This is a genomic window from Hydrogenovibrio kuenenii DSM 12350 (assembly GCF_000526715.1).
Taxonomy (GTDB): domain Bacteria; phylum Pseudomonadota; class Gammaproteobacteria; order Thiomicrospirales; family Thiomicrospiraceae; genus Hydrogenovibrio; species Hydrogenovibrio kuenenii.
In genome coordinates this window covers 1640040-1659297 of record NZ_JAGP01000001.1, presented here as the reverse complement: position 1 = coordinate 1659297, position 19258 = coordinate 1640040, and the positions used below count along the sequence as shown (strand labels likewise).

Annotated in this window: 14 protein-coding genes; 9 read left to right on the top strand and 5 right to left on the bottom strand. The window is 42.9% G+C overall.

From position 1 onward, the window contains the following. Window positions 1–31: 31 nt before the first annotated feature. Window positions 32–634, top strand: coding sequence for a tRNA-uridine aminocarboxypropyltransferase (locus N745_RS0107900; RefSeq protein WP_084657332.1), 603 nt, complete (start codon window positions 32–34; stop codon window positions 632–634). A gap of 623 nt (window positions 635–1257) precedes the next feature. On the opposite strand, the gene N745_RS0107895 is transcribed toward N745_RS0107900, so the two are convergent. The 3 genes from N745_RS0107895 to N745_RS12300 all read right to left on the bottom strand — a co-directional run bounded on the left by N745_RS0107895 (window position 1258) and on the right by N745_RS12300 (window position 6310). Then, window positions 1258–3165 carry a 5'-nucleotidase C-terminal domain-containing protein gene (locus N745_RS0107895; protein ID WP_024851585.1) on the bottom strand — a complete coding sequence of 636 codons (1908 nt, stop codon included), beginning with the start codon at window positions 3163–3165 and terminating at the stop codon, window positions 1258–1260. Between the two features lie 152 nt (window positions 3166–3317). Further along, window positions 3318–3944, bottom strand: coding sequence for a response regulator transcription factor (locus N745_RS0107885; RefSeq protein ID WP_024851584.1), 627 nt, complete (start codon window positions 3942–3944; stop codon window positions 3318–3320). Window positions 3945–3952: 8 nt separating this feature from the next. Then, window positions 3953–6310 carry a sensor histidine kinase gene (locus tag N745_RS12300; protein WP_169729908.1) on the bottom strand — a complete coding sequence of 786 codons (2358 nt, stop codon included), beginning with the start codon at window positions 6308–6310 and terminating at the stop codon, window positions 3953–3955. A 160-nt stretch (window positions 6311–6470) separates the two neighbouring features. Between N745_RS12300 and N745_RS0107875 the strand changes: the two genes are divergently transcribed. From N745_RS0107875 to N745_RS12295, 5 genes are all read left to right on the top strand, one after another. Continuing rightward, a complete protein-coding gene (locus N745_RS0107875; RefSeq protein WP_051453439.1) occupies window positions 6471–7247 on the top strand; it encodes an SDR family NAD(P)-dependent oxidoreductase in 777 nt (258 codons plus the stop codon). 107 nt (window positions 7248–7354) lie between these two features. Next, on the top strand, window positions 7355–7636 hold the full coding sequence (locus N745_RS0107870) for a YkgJ family cysteine cluster protein (RefSeq protein ID WP_024851581.1): 282 nt from the start codon (window positions 7355–7357) through the stop codon (window positions 7634–7636). 136 nt (window positions 7637–7772) lie between these two features. Next, a complete protein-coding gene (locus N745_RS0107865; RefSeq protein WP_024851580.1) occupies window positions 7773–9626 on the top strand; it encodes an alkaline phosphatase PhoX in 1854 nt (617 codons plus the stop codon). A 107-nt stretch (window positions 9627–9733) separates the two neighbouring features. Continuing rightward, on the top strand, window positions 9734–11380 hold the full coding sequence (locus N745_RS0107860) for a hypothetical protein (protein WP_211239100.1): 1647 nt from the start codon (window positions 9734–9736) through the stop codon (window positions 11378–11380). Between the two features lie 112 nt (window positions 11381–11492). Next, window positions 11493–12518 (top strand): hypothetical protein, encoded by a 1026-nt coding sequence (locus N745_RS12295; RefSeq protein WP_024851578.1) that lies wholly within the window; start codon window positions 11493–11495, stop codon window positions 12516–12518. Between the two features lie 41 nt (window positions 12519–12559). Here the strand turns inward: N745_RS12295 and recN are convergent, their stop codons facing one another. Then, on the bottom strand, window positions 12560–14236 hold the full coding sequence (gene recN / locus N745_RS0107850) for a DNA repair protein RecN (protein WP_024851577.1): 1677 nt from the start codon (window positions 14234–14236) through the stop codon (window positions 12560–12562). A 56-nt stretch (window positions 14237–14292) separates the two neighbouring features. Then, window positions 14293–15168, bottom strand: a complete 876-nt coding sequence (locus tag N745_RS0107845) for an NAD(+) kinase (protein WP_024851576.1) — start codon at window positions 15166–15168, stop codon at window positions 14293–14295. Window positions 15169–15337: 169 nt separating this feature from the next. On the opposite strand from N745_RS0107845, the gene hrcA reads away from it, so the two are divergent. The 3 genes from hrcA to dnaK all read left to right on the top strand — a co-directional run bounded on the left by hrcA (window position 15338) and on the right by dnaK (window position 19171). Continuing rightward, a complete protein-coding gene (gene hrcA, locus N745_RS0107840) occupies window positions 15338–16372 on the top strand; it encodes a heat-inducible transcriptional repressor HrcA (protein ID WP_038070681.1) in 1035 nt (344 codons plus the stop codon). 135 nt (window positions 16373–16507) lie between these two features. After that, window positions 16508–17068 (top strand): nucleotide exchange factor GrpE, encoded by a 561-nt coding sequence (gene grpE / locus N745_RS0107835; RefSeq protein ID WP_024851574.1) that lies wholly within the window; start codon window positions 16508–16510, stop codon window positions 17066–17068. Between the two features lie 180 nt (window positions 17069–17248). Beyond that, window positions 17249–19171, top strand: a complete 1923-nt coding sequence (gene dnaK / locus N745_RS0107830) for a molecular chaperone DnaK (protein ID WP_024851573.1) — start codon at window positions 17249–17251, stop codon at window positions 19169–19171. Window positions 19172–19258: the final 87 nt, after the last annotated feature.

Genomic DNA, 19258 nt, shown 5'->3' with positions numbered 1-19258 from the left:
TTTTCCAATCAACTTAAAGGTGCTTAACATTATGGCCAGAGTCTATTGTACAAAATGCCATCGATTGGAAAGTTTATGTTTATGCTCTGTATTGCCTGAGCTTGATAATCAAGTAGAGGTGTTTTTTTTACAACACCCATTGGAAACCAAGCATATTAAGGGTACAGCTTGGCTCACACATGCTAGCTTGAAAAATACTCGCTTTGAGGTGGGAGAGCAATTTCCAAAAGCCACCTTAGATGATATTCTTCGCTCGAATAAACGCACTTTCTTGTTATACCCAGCAACGCAAGAAGAGGATGTGACCACTTATCAAGCAGAGAGCTTTCCTAATGAGTTTTCATTACCAGATTGCCGTGTTTTGATTTTGGATGGTACTTGGAAGAAAACCAAAAAGATGCTGTTTCTTAATCCCGCATTGGCAAAACTGCCACGTATTGTGATTAATCCTGATTTGCCTTCTAACTACAAAATACGCAAGCAAAAGAATGCACAAAGCTTGTCTACGCTTGAAGCCACTATGTTGTTACTAGAGCAATTAGAGAGAACCGATAAGTATCAGGCGTTATTAAAAGTTATGGATGCTTTAATCGCACAATATGAAACGTGTGTTGAAAACAGAGGTGTTGAGTAAAATAGGATTTGGAGCAAAAAAAGCTTCACCCAATTTATTGGGTGAAGTAAACCTTCTTCGACAGACAACTCATTGCAGAAGACATCTATAGTGGATAAGAAAGAGCACATTTATCAATCAAATGGCTGTTCAGTATCGACTAAATAAGGTCGGAAACCTAAGCTAAGTTAAATATAACCAATCCCCCCGGTAGCCTAGATTTCCGGATTCTATAAATCTTTTAAACATGTTCATTCTTCGTTTAAGAGATCAAATTTTGTAATGTATATATATTATGAAGAAACCATTTGTATCAGAGGTTATTGCAGGTTCCTTCATGCTCCTTAGTTCTTCGGGAAGGTGCGTATATTATTTTTTTATAGTTATTTCCCGACTTGAGTATCAGTTTAAGAGCCTGACGTGAAAAAGAAAATTGGGAGAATCCCCAAATAAATTAGGGTTAACCCTAAGTAGTGCCGAAAAACAGGGCATAAGTTTGTTTTTAAAGCCGAAAATAAAGTAAAACCACAAATAAAAAAGCCTCACCCAGTTTCTTGGGTAAGGCAAACCTTCTTCGACAGACAACTTATTGCAGAAGACATTAAATAAGGTAGAAATTTGTGTAGTGCGACTCTTAGCTAAGGTTAAATTGATTTCCCTTGGTAGCTTTCGATTCCCGGATTGGTCTTAACGCCTTTTAAAGCAGGGTGGTTCACCTTGCTTAATTTGACACCAGATTTCTGTTGTCTCACGTAGTCGGCAACCACGTCCCAAACCGGACGACCCGCGCCCATGGTTTCGACTTGCCCCCAACCTGAAACAGTGTAGGTTTTATTGGCTTGAATAGCCGTACCATCATCCAACTGTATGTTGCTGATGCGTTTACCCAATGTGGCATTCGGTTCACAGGTATAGTCCAAGCCACCCACGCGAACCATGTCGCCACCAGACTGCAGATACGGGTCTTTTTGGAAAATGTTTTCGCAAACACCTTCAAGCGTATCTTTGATTTGTGCACCTGTCATTTCAGATTTATAGGTTTCACCATAAGTCATGGATGTGACATCCATCACACGTTCCATAGTGATGTTCTCTCCACTGAGTACTGAAGAACCCCATCTCACACCAGCCGATAATGCAATTTGCGTGTCATGCTCTTCACGCAGCGCATTGACGATGATTTGATCCCAGGTACCAATGAAGTTACCACGGCGGTATAAAGGATCATGCGCAACCGCTAACTCTTCTTGCAATATCTGGTCGTAAGTTTTGCCTAAACGATCTGCATTGTGAGCATATTTAGGGTTGCGGGATTCAATGATTGAATCAGTGTATTTGGTTTGTCTTAGTTGTTTGATAAACGAATCGGTCGTTGTATCCGCAGCGAGTAGATTTGAGAAAACAGGCAATAAGGTATAGTTCACGCCTTTAAGCTTGCCGTTTTGGATGTCTAAATCCATACAACCGACGAACTTACCATTTGATCCTGCATTGGTCACATAACACACGCCACCTTCAGGTGTTTTGATATTAATGGTTTTTGGAATACCATCATGCGTATGACCGCCAAATATGGCATCAATACCGTTTACGCGAGACGCCATTTTAATGTCAACGTCCATACCGTTATGCGAGATCATGACAACGGCGGCAACTTTTTCATTTTGGCGAATATGATCAACATTCTTTTGTAAAGACGCTTCACGCAAGCCGAATGACCAGTCAGGGAAGTTCGCTCTTGGGTTGGCGTTAGCGGTTCTAGGGAAGGCTTGACCGATAATGGCAACGCGTTCGCCGTTAATTTCTTTAATAGAGTAAGGCTTGAACGGCAAGCTGTTATCTTCATCATAAAGACCGATACCGCCGTGTTTTTCCGTCATATTACGATAGGCATCACCAAACAAAGAATCTTCTTTGATACGCATGTTTTGCGCAAGAAACTCCCCCTTAAAACGCTTGATGTTGCTGAGCACTTCATCTTCGTGGTAAGTAAATTCCCAATGTCCGGTCATAATGTCCACGCCAAGTAGATTTGAAGCGTCTACCATGTCTTGTCCACGTGTCCAAAGTGCCGTTGCCGATCCGTGCCATAAGTCACCACCATCCATTGTGATGGTGTTTTGCTGACCACCGGCTTGATCGCGTAATTTATCCAGTAATGTTTTGATGTGTGCAAACCCACCAACTTTACCGTACTGCTCAGCGGCATCCTGAAAGTTTAGGAAAGTAAAGGCATGTGCTAAAGGCGTGTTAGGTTCAATGTTCAGCTCTTTTAACAACTTGTGACCGACAATGTGTGGCAGTTTGTTATAAGCAGGGCCTACACCTAAGTTTACGTTAGGTTCTCTGAAGTGAATTGGATTCAGCTGTGCATGCGTGTCCGTTAAGTGAAGGATACGAACATTACCTTTCATCGGGACTTGGTACATAGACGCATTCAATTCCGATGAAGAATCCATCTTTTTAGACATGGCGAAACTTGAGGTAGGTAACATACCTGCCGCTGCTGCCATAGACATCATGTGAAGAAATTCACGTCGATTTAGGCTCATTTTTAAACTCCTCTGTTCATTCTTAACATCAGGCTGTTGTTTTGTTTTTTGCCCGTGCCGTTTATTTGATGAGTAGTTTAGAAAGTGAGAGAGAAAAAGGAAATTGGGAATATCCCGAAATAAACTAGGGAGAACCCTAAGCCCCTTAAATATTAAGGGGTTACACCGTCTTTTTTGGCTTCAATCGCTAGGCGAACTAAGTCTGTGACCGTCTTCACTTCCAGCTTCGACATCAGGTTCGAGCGGTGAACTTCAACGGTTTTGATGCTGATAAAGAGCTCGTCGGCAATCAATTTATTCGGTTTACCCTGAAGAATGCCTTGAAGTACTTGTTGTTCACGTTTCGACAGAGAGTCAAAACGTTTTTGCAAAGCTTGCGAGCGCTGATGATTTTCTTGCAAACTACTGTATTCATCAATCGCCGCTTGAATGCGTTCCAGCATGTGCTGGTCGTTGTATGGTTTCTCAATAAAATCAAAAGCGCCTTCTTTCATCGCGCGAAGCGCCATAGGCACATCGGCATGTCCTGTCACGATAATGACCGGAAAATTAGGGTCTATCTGTTTTATCGCCAGATGCAATTCCATGCCGTTCATCTTTGGCATACGCACGTCCAGAATCACACAGCCCGGAAGCCCCGTCGTAAAATCATCCAAAAAATCCTGACCATTTGAATATAGTTTTGTTGGCAGGTTAATGGTTTCCAGTAACCATTCCAAGGATTCTCGTACTTGTTGATCGTCATCCACGATATAAACGCAAGGCGTTTGGCTCATCATGTCTTCCTTTATTTTGTTACGGATATTGGTGGCGTTGAAACATGGGGGAGTTTAAAGAAGAACTCGGCACCCTTGTCTGTGTTGCGCGCATCCAAACGGCTATTGTGTGTTTCGATAATGCTTCGGCAAATCGCTAGCCCAAGCCCCATACCATCTGCTTTGGTTGAGTGGAATGCATCAAAAATGTGTTCCAACTCATTGTCATCAATTCCAGGTCCATTGTCGGAAACGGAAATTTCAACTTGGTCGCCAATTGTTTTTAAGGAGACCACGACTTCTTTCGGTTCTGATGGCTGAAGTAGTGTTGCCTCAATGGCATTACGCACTAAATTAAGGATTACTTGTTCAATTTGCACTGGGTCGCCTATGACAAAAACCGGAGAATCCGTTCCTTTGGATTTTAGAGAGATAGGTTGCTGTCCAGACTCGGTTTCCAGAAGATCTAAAACCCGTTTGATTAAAGGCACCAAATCAAAGGTGTCTTCACGGTGGATCCCCATTTGCACAAAGTCTCTCATACGGCGGATGATCTGGGTTGCTTGGTTTAAGCTCTCCAGAGAGCGTTCCAGACCGGTTTTGATGTGTGAGTCTGACGTATCTTCCAGTCTTCGCAGTGAACCGCTAATGTAGTTGATAGAGGCCGTTAAGGGCTGATTGATTTCATGTGCCAGCCCCGACGCGATTTCACCCACGGTAAATAAGCGGGTGACTTTCCCTAATTGGGTGCGATATTTTTCACGCTCATCTTCAATAGACTGCCTTTCTATACTGGACCCAATCCATTGAGATAACAGGCGCAATAGGTCTTGGTCAACTTGAGCAATATTGGGGTTCAACTTGCTATTGCCAACAAAAGCCAGCAAACAATGCGGTGTGTTTTCCACCATGACATACAGGCTGATGTAACATTTGTTGTCCTGTTCGTTTTTAACGCACTTAATTTCCCCGGATTCATTTTTATCAAAATGTGTTGGGATATTCGCCAGAATATCTTTTTCCATAAACGTGGCGCCGTCTGCAACGCATAGATTAAGTTGCTGTTGCTCCGGTTCTGCTTCTGTCGGCGGGATTTTGTATAGAAAAGCCGCTTCCATTCCAAAATGATTACGCGCGAGTTTAATGAGATCGGTCAGTTTTTCATGCTGAGTCAACTCTGGGTTAACCGATATTTCGTAGAAGCCTTGCAGTGCTGAGCGGCTTCGGCGTAAGGTTTCTTCTATGGCTTCACGAGCAAGAATATCTTCTTCCAAAGTGTTGTTAACCGAGGAAAGTTCCTTGGTTCTTTCGATGACTTGTTGCTCAAGATTATCTCTGTTTTTTGCGAGCTCTGATTGAGAAGTTTCTAATTTACGGTTTACGTGACTCAAGCGAATAGTAAATATCGTGAGCACCAATATAAATGTGATTACCAATAATGCAACAGACCCATGTTCTTGCAGAATTTGTTTAAGACTCACTTCTTTCGAAGGTTGGTAAGGCGGGAGCTTCAATGCCTGTAGTAAGCCATTAACGGTTGTTAAGTCTGCCGGTTGTGTCCAGCCATAATGAGCATCAAATGATAAGTTGGTTTCATGCTTAGGCATGTTTTTCAGTGTGATAGCTACTTGGCGCGCCAAAGCGATATCGGTATGATTTAATTTTGCTAAAGACCAGTTGGGGTACAGTATGCTGCTACTGTGTAAAGGTGAATAATTACTGGTTATTTGTGGGTGAATAATTTTGATTTGCCCCGGTTTCAGTTCATTGTGGGCAATCATGTTTTCCAAAACACCAGAGCGGATAATGCCAATGTCCGCTTCGTCATTTAGAATCGCTTTAACAATGTTTTTTTGCGAACCATTGGTAAACAACATTTCGAAAAAATCTTTTTCAGGAGATAAATCAGCTTGTAACAACTCTCGTTCAATGATTTGATAACCGTCAAACTCAGTAGGAGATACTGCCATCACACTCTGATTTCTAAGGTCAGACAGTCGTTTAAGCTTGGCTCTATCCGAATGAACAATCAGTACGCCGCCTAAATAGCTAGACACCTGATTTTGATAGCGGGTTTGCAAAGTGGCAATTGGGCGAGCATCAGCTGTTTTTTGTAGTGCAACGATATGTGCGGGGTTGGTTATAACAAAAGCCAGTTGTTGCTTTTCAATCGCTTGACCTAAACACTCCAATCCCATTAGCTTGATATTAAAGTTATAACCGGGAATCTTTTTAGAGAGATATTGAGCAGTTTGCGACCAGAAAGCATCCTCTTTATTATCATGATGTTGATTGAGAACCCCTATAGAAACGGTTTGAGCCATCGCTATATTGGATATCAGCAGGGTAATAACCACTACAAGCACGCGGTAAAGGGTAGGTAAACTCAATCTATTCATGTAAAAATAACGGTAATTTAAAAAAGGTTATTTTTCTATATTACTCAAATTTATAAGGCGAGATGAACAAGATTGTGAAAAACTATTTGGTTTAAACTTATGGTATTCGTTTTAAGTTCTTATAGAAAAGAAAATGGGAAAAGATAAAAGTATGGCTAACACTAATCGAATCAAAAACAAAACCGCGGTTGTTACCGGTGCTACTTCCGGTATTGGTCAAGCCTGTGCCTATGCTTTGGCAGAGCAGGGGGTGAATTTGATTTTGATGGCACGTCGTGAAGAAAGGTTGGCAGACCTTAAAGCGGCATTGAGTCAATATTCAGTAGACGTCGATACCTATGTTTTAGACGTAAGGGAGCTCGACAAGGTCAACCAAGTTTTTGCAGACGTTTATGCTAAACACCAAGTCGATATATTGATTAACAATGCTGGTTTGGCGCTAGGGCTGGGCAACATCGATGAAGGACGTATCGAGCAATGGGAACAGATGATCGACACCAATATCAAAGGTCTGCTTTACGTTAGCCGTGCCGTCATCCCAAAAATGCGTGAGCAAAACTCAGGGCATATTATCAATATCGGTAGTATGGCGGGCGGTATTACCTATCCAGGTGGTAATGTTTATTGCGCGTCAAAATCTGCGGTGCATACGCTCAGCGAAGCGATGAACTTAGACTTGGTTGGCACCGAGATTCGTGTTTCTAATATTGCCCCAGGTGCCGCTGAAACCGAGTTTTCCAAAGTTCGTTTTGATGGCAATGACTCACAAGCAGACGCGGTTTATGAAGGCTTTCAACCTCTAAGTGCGGAAGACATTGCAGACCTGATTGTCTATGTGTTGAATGCACCAGCGCATGTCAATATTCAACAGGTTTTGATGATGCCGACTGCACAGCGAAGTCCTACCGTATTGCATCGCGATAATTAAGTAAAATCTACCAGGCTGGGGTAGGCGTATGTGACTCAGCCTCAAAGAATGGCATCATTCGAATGATGGATCAATACAATGAACTCTAAAATGGGGTCGCAATAAAAATGAAAATTGATGTCATCAGTCTGCCTGACGAAGAGGTAACCTGCTCGACTTGCAAGGCAAATTGTTGCCGCTTAGAGGTCATGCTTATTACCGATACAGGCGTGCCTGAAGAGTATGTTGCGGTCGATGATTGGGGTGGAATGACCATGGCTCGTCTAGATGATGGATGGTGTGCTGCTCTAGATCGATCTACGATGCTCTGTCGTATTTATGAAAACCGCCCATTGATCTGCCGTGAGTTTGAAATGGGCGGTTATGAGTGCCTCACCGAAAGAGCCTAATTGTTAGCCAATAGCGGTCAAACTTGATTGATTTTTGTGTCTTGTCGCAGAAGTTTTATTTTCCTGTCATTTAGTTTTCACACTTCATCTTTACACTTCACGGACATATTTATTTTGACCATGCTAAGGATGTACCGTGAAAACCTCATTGCTTTATCGTTCTATTTTATCTGTTGTTGTTTTAGGAAGCTTAGGCGCTTGTAGTCAGCAGCCAACCAAGCCAAGTACAACAAAACCTGCCAAATTATCAGTAGCGTTCCAGCCGATTGCACCAGCCGTTACTCAGCAAGAAAAGGATGAAATTCGTTCAGTTAAACAAGTCACGGTTAATGGTCAGGTACAAAACATCGACTACTACCGTTTGATGCAAACTGGACAGAAAGACAATGGTGAAACTTTCGGTGTGGTGAAGGATTATCAGGACAAGGTTATTCGCGAAGCTGATGGTTCAGCTTACTTGTGTAACGGCACGGATACTGGCGAAGGTTCTGGTTTGGATCACGTGTCTATCCTACAAAAGAATGACAAGCTTTATATGGTGTCTCAATTCGAATGTGGGCCGGGTGCAATGTATGTCAACCAACTTGTGCAGACGCCAGATGGCGACTTGCATTTGAAACCGGACACCTTGCAATTCATTAGCCAAAAAGAAGATTTTGGTGGTTGGGTACATTGTGCCGGCGTCACCACACCTTGGCAGTCACATTTGGGATCGGAAGAATATGAGCCGGATGCCAATCCAAAAGCGCCAAAGCCTTATCAAAGTAACCGTTATTATCAGTCAGTCGGTGAGTTCTACTGGCATGGTGACATTCTGAAAAACAATCCATATTTCTACGGTTGGACGCCTGAAGTCTCTATTAATGACAAGGGGCAACCTCAGTACACCAAACATTACAGCATGGGGCGTTTCGCGCATGAGTTGGCGTATGTCATGCCAGACAACCGTACGGTTTATTTGTCTGATGACGGTGCGAACGTTGGTTTCTTCATGTTCGTTGCCGACAAGGCACAGGATTTAAGCGCGGGAACACTTTATGCCGCCAAGTGGCATCAAACCTGGTCAAAAGGGCTAGGTGCTGCACAAATCGAATGGATTTCATTAGGGCATGCGGATAACAAAACCGTGAAAGATTTCGTTGCCACCAAGCCTCATTTTGATGACATCTTCGAGACAGCAAATCCGCAAGGTGATTCTTGCCCGACCGGATTCCAATCTATCAATGCATCCGCTGGACACGAGTGTTTGAAGCTGATGGACGTCAACAAAGACGGCAAAGTCGATGCTGCTGACGAAGCTATTGCCAGCCGCTTGGAAACGCGTCGTTTCGCTGCTTATAAAGGTGCGACAGTCGAGTTCAATAAGGAAGAAGGTATCACTTTCAACCCAGACGACAACAAATTGTATGTCGCTATGTCCAAAGTACGTGAAGGCATGGAAAACTACGCCAAAAAAGGTAAGTCGAAAGACAAATACGATATTGGTGGACCGAACGATATTCGTTTGGACTATAACTTCTGTGGTGGTGTTTATCAGTTAGATGTCGCTAAAGACGAAAAAATCGGTTCTGACTATGTGGTGAAAAACATGGTTGGTTTGTTGGAAGGCACGCCTAAGAGCTATAAAGGCACTGAGTACGAAGGTAACAAGTGTGACATCAACGGTGTTGCCAACCCAGATAACCTGACTTACCTACCGGGCGCGCATTTGTTGGTTGTGGGTGAAGACACAAGCAAACATCCTAACGATATGGTTTGGGCTTATCACACCAAGTCGGATGAGATGCAACGCATCTTCACCGTGCCTTTCGGCGCGGAAACCACATCGCCTTACTGGTACAAAGACATCAATGGTTTTGGTTATTTGACGATGACTACTCAGCACCCATTTGGTGAAGTGAAAAAAGGTTATGTACGTCCAGCTGGTGTCGATAGCAAAACTGAAGCAGGTTATATCGGGCCATTTAAGTTTGGCGTGAAATCTAAGTAGTGTTACCAACCTAGATAATGCAATTTATTTCACTATTTAGCTTAAAAGCCAGTCTTCGTATGAAGGCTGGCTTTTTTGCTTTTCCATTCATGTGTTTCGGGATTCTGATGGTAGGTGTAGCTTCGGCCTCCGAACCACGGGTTCAAGTCCCAGTACAAGTTTTAGGGCGCTATATCCCGCCGCAGTGCTATACCAAAACCGAAGAAGTTAAAGTTAAAACCGGGCAAAGCGTTCGCGTACACAATCCTTGTTTTGCTTGTCATACCAAAAGTCTAGCACCCAATTTCAAAGATGATGCAGTTTTACAATTAGCCTATAGTTTTCCCTCGTCCATGTTGCGAAACCCATGGTCGAATCTGTTTAAAGATTTTCGTCCTGATATTGCCAAGATTTCTGACCAGCAGATTGAACGTTATATAGCGCAAAGCAACTATCAGTCGCAAGGCAAGTTACTGTTATCAACCAAGCTGGCATCCAATATTCCCAAGGCTTGGGATATCAATCAAGATGGTCATTGGAATGGTTATGTACCCGATGCCTATTTTCGTTTCGATAACCAAGGGTTTGATCATGCGCCAAACGGTCAGTTAACCGGGTGGCGCGCTTTTGGTTATCGACCTTTTATGGGGGCGTTTTGGCCAACCAATGGCAGTACCGATGATACTTTGATACGTTTATCCAAACCTTTTCAGACTAATGAAAAAGGACAATTCAGTTTAGCTATTTACAAGCTGAATCTGGCGATTGTCGAGGCATTGATTCAACGTCGAGATGTTCCGATTTCTCCCGTAGATGAAACCTTATATGGTGTTGATTTAAACCGTAATGGCAAGCTAGATATTGCCGACAAAGTGGTTTATCGCTGGGCACCGCTCAAAGGTCAAAATATGTCTTATGTCGGGCAAGCCAAAGCATTACAGCAGTCGGGTAGAGTGCATTTGGCGGCAGGTTTGTATCCTGAAGGCACTGAGTTTTTGCATACCGTGCGTTATATTTCATTCGATACAAAAGGCAATGTCGTCTTATCTCCCAGAATGAAAGAAGTGCGCTATGCCCGTAAAGTCGCGTGGAATACTTACTTTCAACTGCGCAATGCCGCCATGTCAGAAGTGAAAGAGGCGGATGATTTTCCTGAGCGTTTGCGTCGTGTGCAAGGCAATGAAGAAACCGGGTTATACAACGGACAAGGTTGGGTATACCAAGGGTTTATTGAAGACAAGCAGGGCGCATTGCGTCCGCAAACTTATCAAGAAACCTTGTCTTGTATCGGCTGCCATTCAGGTATTGGCGCGACCACTGATAGCAGTTTTGCATTTCCAAGAAAGCTGGGTGAAACTCACTTCCAACAAGGTTGGTTTCATGCCTCGCAACACAGTTTGAAAGGTGTTGAAGATAGGTTGGTTGAAGTGAATGGTAAGCAGATAGGCGAGTTTGCCAATTATCTGCTACAAAACCATTCCGGTAATGAGTTCCGAGACAATAACGAAGTAGAAGCCAAGTTTTTCGACAAGAACGGTCAGCTTAAACCGCAAGCTAAAAAACATTTAGAAAAAGATATTACCTATTTGCTTTGGCCCAGCCAACAACGCGCCATGCAACTCAATAAAGCCTATAAAGTGATTGTCGATGAGCAGAGTTTTGCAAAAGGGCGAGATGCACATATTGAGCCTTTGAATAATGTGGTTTATGACTTTGTGGAAGCAGGTAAAACCACTGGCGTGAAAAAGTCTGTGACCGTTAAGCCTATCCGATAGACATCACCCAGACTGGTAGATTTTATAAGCCTGTAGAATACAAATTGATTAATTACTATTCTTTCCCTAGAATCGGTAAGACAAATTTTATTTTCACTTATGGAGAATTTTCTTGACTGATATAGCCTATCTTTTGGCTCTTATATTCTTACCGATTTTCATTGCAATATTGTTTGTCGCATGTGTTTTAGGTACAGGAAATTGGGTTCTCGAACGATTAAAGACCACACTAACTTTGCATGAAGAAAAAGGATTAGGTGAACAAGGGCTTTTATGGATTTCAATCCTATCACCGTTACTATACTTTTTCGCACTGGGCTCAATTTCATGGAGCGGGCATTCTATATCACTCACAGGTGAAGGCTTAAAGACTTTTGTTTCAATCAGTGCGTTGCCTTTGGGGGCTTTATCTCTTTCTCTACCATTATCAGTTCTAGTCTCTCGTCTGCATGCAACGAAGCAAACTGCAAGACAGATTAGCATTACACAGCAGAAAAACAATATTGATCTTTTTCATTCCCATAGAAAAGAACTATTTAGCTATTTTAGCCAAATAGGTGAAGTTGAGTATCTGGAATGTTTGAATGGTAAATTTAAAGTTCATCCAGGAGTTCATAAAGGATATTTTATAGGTAGACCTGAGGATGGAACTCCTCTTATAAATGAAGATTTATTTAAGGATATTGAAGATGAATTAAGGTCTGCAAGATGGCAGCTTGATGCGGTTATTCGCGATGTGAACCCAAAGATGACCTATAACTTCTATATTGCTAATTTTTGTAGCACTATTTATCGACTAGGTAGCAAGCTTGGGCTGCCAGAAATTAATGTTGAACTTGCACAAAAAAGTACATTAGTTCCAGTGATGTTAGATGGTGAAACAGAAGAAATGGAGCTTTTAACCGTTGGGAAAACAACCGATGAAGCTGTTGCTGCATATAGGTATGCCAAAGGATTTTTTCAGAATTTATGTGATTTTGCAGGGCGAGAGCTACAGCTTGAAGAGAGTGAAGAACTCAAATATATTGATGTGGGTGGAAAATTTAGGACAATAAGAAAAGAAAAAGTTATTGAAAGACTGCATCAAAATGAAATTGATTTAGCCGTTGATGCAAAGGCTAAACTAAAGGAGAAATAATTAGGGGCAGAGTTAAATTAAATAACCCAGCCTAGTAGATTTCACCCTTTCTGAGCAGTCGCCAACATTTCCTTAGCATGATTACGCGTATTTTCGGTAATGGTCATGCCGCCTAGCATTCTAGCGAGTTCTTCAACGCGCTCGGCTTCATTAAGTGTCGTTACTTGCGTTAGGGTTTGTTCGCCGACGGTGGCTTTGGCAATATTTAGATGGTGTTGTCCATAAGCCGCGACCTGCGCCAAATGGGTAATTGAAAAGATTTGTCGGTGCTGCCCTAATTGTTGCATCTTCTGCCCGACGACTTCGGCAATACCGCCACCGATACCGACATCCACTTCGTCGAAAATCAAGGTCGGTAGGCTGGCAACCTCCGCGCTCGCCACCTGAATCGCTAAGCTGATGCGTGAGAGTTCCCCACCGGAAGCGACTTTTGCCAATGGCTGCAAAGGTTGACCTTTGTTGGCGGTGACTTGGAAACTGACGGCATCTGACCCTGTGGCACTCGGTTTGTCCGCAGGCGAAATGTCGATTTTGAATTGACCGTTTTCCATACCCAGCGTTTTCATTGCATCGGTAACCGTATCGCTGAGTTTTTTGCCGGATGTTTGGCGAGATTTGGTTAGCGCGGTTGCTGCTTTTTGATAAGCGGTTTCGGCCAGATCAATTTCTTGTTTGAGTTGTTCTAAAGACGCATCGGAGTCTTGCAGTTCGGCAAGCGACTCGCGAATTTGTTGGTGTTTTTCAACTAAGTCTTGCGGCTCAAGGGTATAGCGTTTTGCCAAGCCAAAGAGTTCAGACAGACGATCATCTACGGCTTGTAAGCGCACAGGGTCAAGATCAATATGATGGTCTTGTGCTTGAATATCGTTGGCGGCTTCTTGTGCGTCTATCAACAGCGAGTTGAGTTGTTCGGCAACGGACGCTAAAGCAGGACTGTATTCGGTGACAGATTCTAATGCATGAATGGCGCTGTTAAGTTTTTCGCTGACGCCACCATCACCTTCAATTAAATCATAGGCATTGAATACCGCTTGTTTGATTTCATTGGCGTGCGCCAAGCTGTTTTGTTCTTCTGCCAAGCCGTCATATTCATCGGCAACGGGCATGACCTTGTCGAACTCTTGTAGTTGAAAGCTCAATAGGTCTAGCTGACTTTGGCGGTCGGTTTGTTGTTCGAGCAGTTCTTGATGACGTTTTTTAAGGCTTTGCCATTGCTGATAGGCTTCGCGTACGCTTTGTAGTTGCGCTGGATGATTGGCATAGGCATCCAGTAATTCAAGTTGTTTGTTGCTGTGTAAAAGCGATTGATGCTCGTGCTGACCGTGAATATCAATCAACAGGTCACTCAGTGCTTTTAACTGGGAAATAGAAGCTGGTAGACCATTGATATAAGCCTTTGATCGACCTTCGGAAGTGATGGTGCGTCTAAGTAAACAGCTATAAGCGTCATCTTCTTGGTCATCAAATTCATTTTCTGTTAGCCAAGTTTGCACTTGGGCGAGACCGTTGATGTCAAAGTCGGCGGTAATATCGGCTCTTGCTGTGCCATGGCGCACCAATCCACTATCTGCTCGCTCACCTAACGCTAACCCAAGGGCATCAAGCAAGATGGATTTACCCGCACCCGTTTCACCCGTGAGAGTGGTAAACCCTGAGTGAAAATCGAGCGATAGTTTTTCAATTAAGGCGAGGTTTTGGATGGTCAGTGTTTGCAGCATAAATCGTTAAGTCAACAAGGTTAAGTGTTCAATAAAATTCTTAGGAAACTGCGTGATTACAATTTCTGTCCCCAGTTCAATTTAGCACGTAGCAGTTCATAGTGATCATGATCTTTTGGATGCACCATCTTAATGAACTTAGGATGGCGTGTCACCAGTATTTCGTGTTTAGCGCCGATTTGGAAAGAAATTTGCCCATCACAAATGATAGAGGCCGTACCGCTACAGTTGTCGTGTGGCTTGATGCGAACACAGCTTTTGCCCGCAACCACAAGGGGGCGGTGACTCATGGTGTGAGGGTTAATGGAGACCAATGTCATGACATCCAAATCCGGATCGATAATTGGGCCGCCGGCAGATAAGGCGTAAGCGGTTGAACCTGTTGGGGTGGCAATAATCAAGCCGTCTGAACGCTGGCTACTTAAAAAACGGTCATCAACAAAGGTTTCGAATTCGACCATGCGAGGCGAATCGTTTTTATGAAGCACTACATCATTAAAGGCGATTTGTTCAAAAACCAGTTTATTTTTTAAACGAATTTTGACATGAAGCAGATTACGCTCTTCGCATTGGTAGTTATCTTCAAGCACTTCGTCTAGCGTATCAATCATCAAGTTTGGTGAAACATCGGTCAAGAAACCTAGGCGGCCTAAGTTAATACCTAGAATAGGCACTTCATAATCAACGATGGTGCGAGCGACATCAAGAAATGTACCGTCACCACCGACGACGATGGCAAAGTCGATTTCTTTTAATAATTCATCACGTTCTAGCTTTTCGATGCCATAGCGTTCTACAGGAAAGTCCTTGCAGCTGTATGCATCGAGAATAATACGTTTATCTTTGTCTTGAAAATATTGGATCAACTTATCGATCAATTCCCAAGATTGAATGCCGCTGTATTTGCCGAAAATGCCGATTTTACTAAACATAAATGTTAGTCCGAGTCTTTGTGTTTCGCATATAAACCCAACCAGAAAAATTCATTTTGTTGGATTTAGTTGTTTGTTTTTCAGTTATGATTTGCATGATTTTATCTTGAAAATGAAAAAATCGCTTCCATAATATAGCTAATTAACGCAAAAAAACATTTGTAACCCTATGAACTTTAACGAACGATCCGAGCTTTTGTTTAAAAAATTGATGTCGATGTATTTGAATGACGGTAAACCTGTCGGTTCAACTGCTTTGGCAAAATTACCAGAAGTGGGGGTGAGTTCAGCGACCGTTCGAAATGTGATGGCCGACTTGGAGCGCATGGGGTTGATACATTCGCCGCATACTTCTGCCGGCCGTATTCCTACCGATTTGGGTTTTCGTGTTTTTGTCGATACGATTTTGACTGTAGAGCCTTTAAATCAAGTGGATCAAGACAATATTCAACAAGGGTTTCACCGAGCACAAACCCAAGATGAACTCATTGGTTCAGCGTCTAATATTTTATCGAGCCTAACGGGTATGGCGAGTTTGGTGATGTTGCCAAACAAAGAGCAAGAAGTGTTGCGTCATATTGATTTTGTTCGTTTGGGCGAAAAGCGTTTATTAGTGGTTTTGGTGCTCAATGATAATGACGTGCAGAATCGTATTATCGAGTTGGAAGAACCTGCCAGTGAATCTGAGCTGCTAGAAGTGGCTAACTACCTCAACAAACATTTTGTTGGGCACTCGTTACGAGAAGTGAAAGAAAAGTTGGTGAACCAAATGGATGAAATTCGTTTGGATATGAACCAACTGATGCGCATTATTATGGATGCAGCCGATCAGGTGATTGATACCAAAACACAAACGAATGCGCCTTACTTTATTTCCGGTAAAACCAATCTGCTTAATTATCAAGAGTTGGCCGATACCGACAAACTCAAAGCGCTGTTCCAGTCATTTGAACAGCACTCTGATATGTTAAATTTATTGGATAAATCCATGCAAGCCAAAGGCGTGCAGGTTTTTATTGGCAATGAGTGCGGTCATGAAATCTATCAAAACTGCAGTATTATCACTACGCCTTATGACGTGGACGGTGAAGTGGTCGGCGTGCTTGGCGTAGTAGGGCCTTCACGCATGCATTACGATCATGTCGTACCACGTGTTGATATGACGGCAAAAATTCTCAGCTCGCTTTTAAAGGGCAATCGTTAATCTCATTTGTATCTACCCCCAGCCTGGTAGATTTTTCATCTTTTTTCAAAAAAAATCATTTTAGGGCTTGAAAGCTAAAAAACCGCCCCCATAAATCTGCAGATTTAAACGAATTATTGTATTGCGGAGATATGCATGTCTAAGAAAGAACAGGCTCAAGCAGCAGAAGAACAAATTCCAACAGTTGATTCAGAAATGTCTGAAGAAACACAAGATGCCGAGCAGGCGGTTTCAAATGATTTGAATGCCATGCTTCAAGAAGCACAAAAAGAAGTTGAAGCGCAAAAAGACTTGGCGATAAGAACCTTGGCCGATATGGAAAACCTAAAGCGCCGTACTCGTATCGACGTGGAAAACGCGCACAAGTTTGCATTGGAAAAATTCGTCAATGCTTTGATTCCAGTATTGGATTCTATGGAAATGGGACTAGAAGCTTCGAACAAAGAAGAGGCAACATTGGACACGATTCGCGAAGGACTTGAAATGACCCTTAAGCAAACGTTGGATGTTTTAGGTTCTTTCAGTGTTGAGCGTTTGGATCCAAAAGGTGAAAAATTCAACCCGCAACATCATGAAGCCATGACGATGGTGCCTTCACCAGAGCATGAGTCAAACACGGTGATGGATGTTATCCAGAAAGGGTATGTATTGAACGAGCGTTTGGTACGCCCGGCACGTGTAATCGTTGCGCAATAAGGTTTTAGGATTGAAAAGTTTTTAAGAAATATGCAAAGAAAATAAACATTTTTTGCATTGTTACCTTGAAAACGAAAAACCCCACCTTATATACAGGTTAACTTACAAAAAGCTTTAAAACTTAGAATTAAACATTATGTGTTCTGAATTGGATTCGGAACTCAAATTTGGAGAAACATTATGGCTAAAATTATCGGGATTGACTTAGGAACCACTAACTCTTGTGTGGCAGTCATGGAAGGGAAAGACATCAAAGTTATTCCTAACGCTGAAGGCGCACGTACAACACCATCTATCGTTGCTTATACGCAAGACGGTGAAGTATTGGTAGGGGATTCTGCAAAGCGTCAAGCGGTCACTAACCCAGAAAACACTTTGTTCGCTATCAAGCGTTTGATTGGTCGTCGTGCTGATGATGCAGTTGTGGCTAAAGATAAAGACATGGTGCCTTACAAAATCGTTGCAGCTGACAATGGTGATGCTTGGGTAGAAGTAGATGGTAAAAAACTGTCTCCTCAAGAAGTATCTGCACGTACTTTGATGAAAATGAAGAAAACAGCAGAAGATTACCTAGGCTATGAAATCAAGGAAGCGGTTGTAACTGTTCCTGCTTACTTTAACGATGCGCAACGTCAAGCAACGAAAGATGCGGGTAAGATTGCCGGTCTTGAAGTTAAGCGTATCATCAACGAGCCAACTGCTGCGGCTTTGGCTTATGGTATGGACAAAGTTAAAAGCGACAGCAAAATCGCAGTTTATGACTTAGGTGGTGGTACTTTCGATATCTCTATCATCGAAGTTGCTGACCTAGACGGTGAGAAGCAAGTAGAAGTATTGTCTACTAACGGTGACACTTTCTTAGGTGGTGAAGACTTCGATAACGTAATCGTTGATTACATCGCTGAAGAATTCAAAAAAGACCAAAACGTTGATTTGAAACTAGACAAGCTAGCACTACAACGTGTTCGTGAAGCGGCAGAAAAAGCGAAGATTGAATTGTCTTCTCGTGAGCAAACTGACATCAACTTGCCTTACGTGACTGCGGATGCGACTGGTCCTAAGCATTTGAACATGAAAATCACTCGTGCTAAGTTTGAGTCTTTGATTGAGAAGCTAGTTGCTCGTTCTATCGAGCCATGTAAGATCGCATTGCAAGATGCTGGTCTGTCTGCTTCTGAAATCGACGATGTTATCTTGGTTGGTGGTTCAACTCGTGTACCAATGGTTCAAGCGAAGGTTAAAGAATTCTTCGGTAAAGAGCCACGTAAAGACGTTAACCCTGATGAAGCGGTAGCAATGGGTGCTGCGATTCAAGGTGGTGTACTTTCTGGTGACGTAAACGACGTACTATTACTTGACGTAACGCCTCTATCTCTAGGTATTGAGACAATGGGTGGTGTTATGACTAAGTTGATCGAGAAAAATACGACTATCCCAACACGTAAGTCGCAAACTTTCTCAACAGCAGAAGATAACCAAGCAGCGGTAACTATCCATGTATTGCAAGGTGAGCGTGAAATGGCATCTGGGAACAAATCTCTAGGTCAGTTCAACTTGGATGAAATCCCACCAGCACAACGTGGTACACCTCAAATTGAAGTAACTTTCGATATCGATGCTAACGGTATCTTGAACGTTTCTGCGAAAGATAAAGCAACTAACAAAGAGCAACACATCACGATACAGGCATCTTCTGGTCTATCTGAAGAAGAAGTCGAAGCAATGGTGAAAGATGCTGAAGCACATGCGGCAGAAGACGCTAAGCTGAAAGAACTTGTTGAGTCACGTAACCAAGCGGATGCAATGATTCACGGTACGAAGAAATTGCTTGAAGAGCAAGGTGAAGCAGTTGAAGCAGCAGAAAAAGAAGCAATTGAAAAAGCGGTTGCAGATTTGGAAGAAGCGATCAAAGGCGACAGCAAAGAAGCGATTGACGAGAAGTCACAAGCTTTGGCAACTGCAAGTCAGAAGCTAGCTGAAAAAGCTTACGCTCAGCAAGCTCCTGAAGGTGCGGATGCAGGTGCAAGCCAGCAAGGTTCTTCAGCAGCAGATGACGATATCGTTGATGCGGAGTTTGAAGAAGTAAACGACGATAAGAAGTAATTCTGTTCGGCCTCGTTGAGCACGCGATTTCTGCGTTGGGAAATGGTCACTTACTAGTCGTAAGCTCACATTTCTCCGCCTTGAACT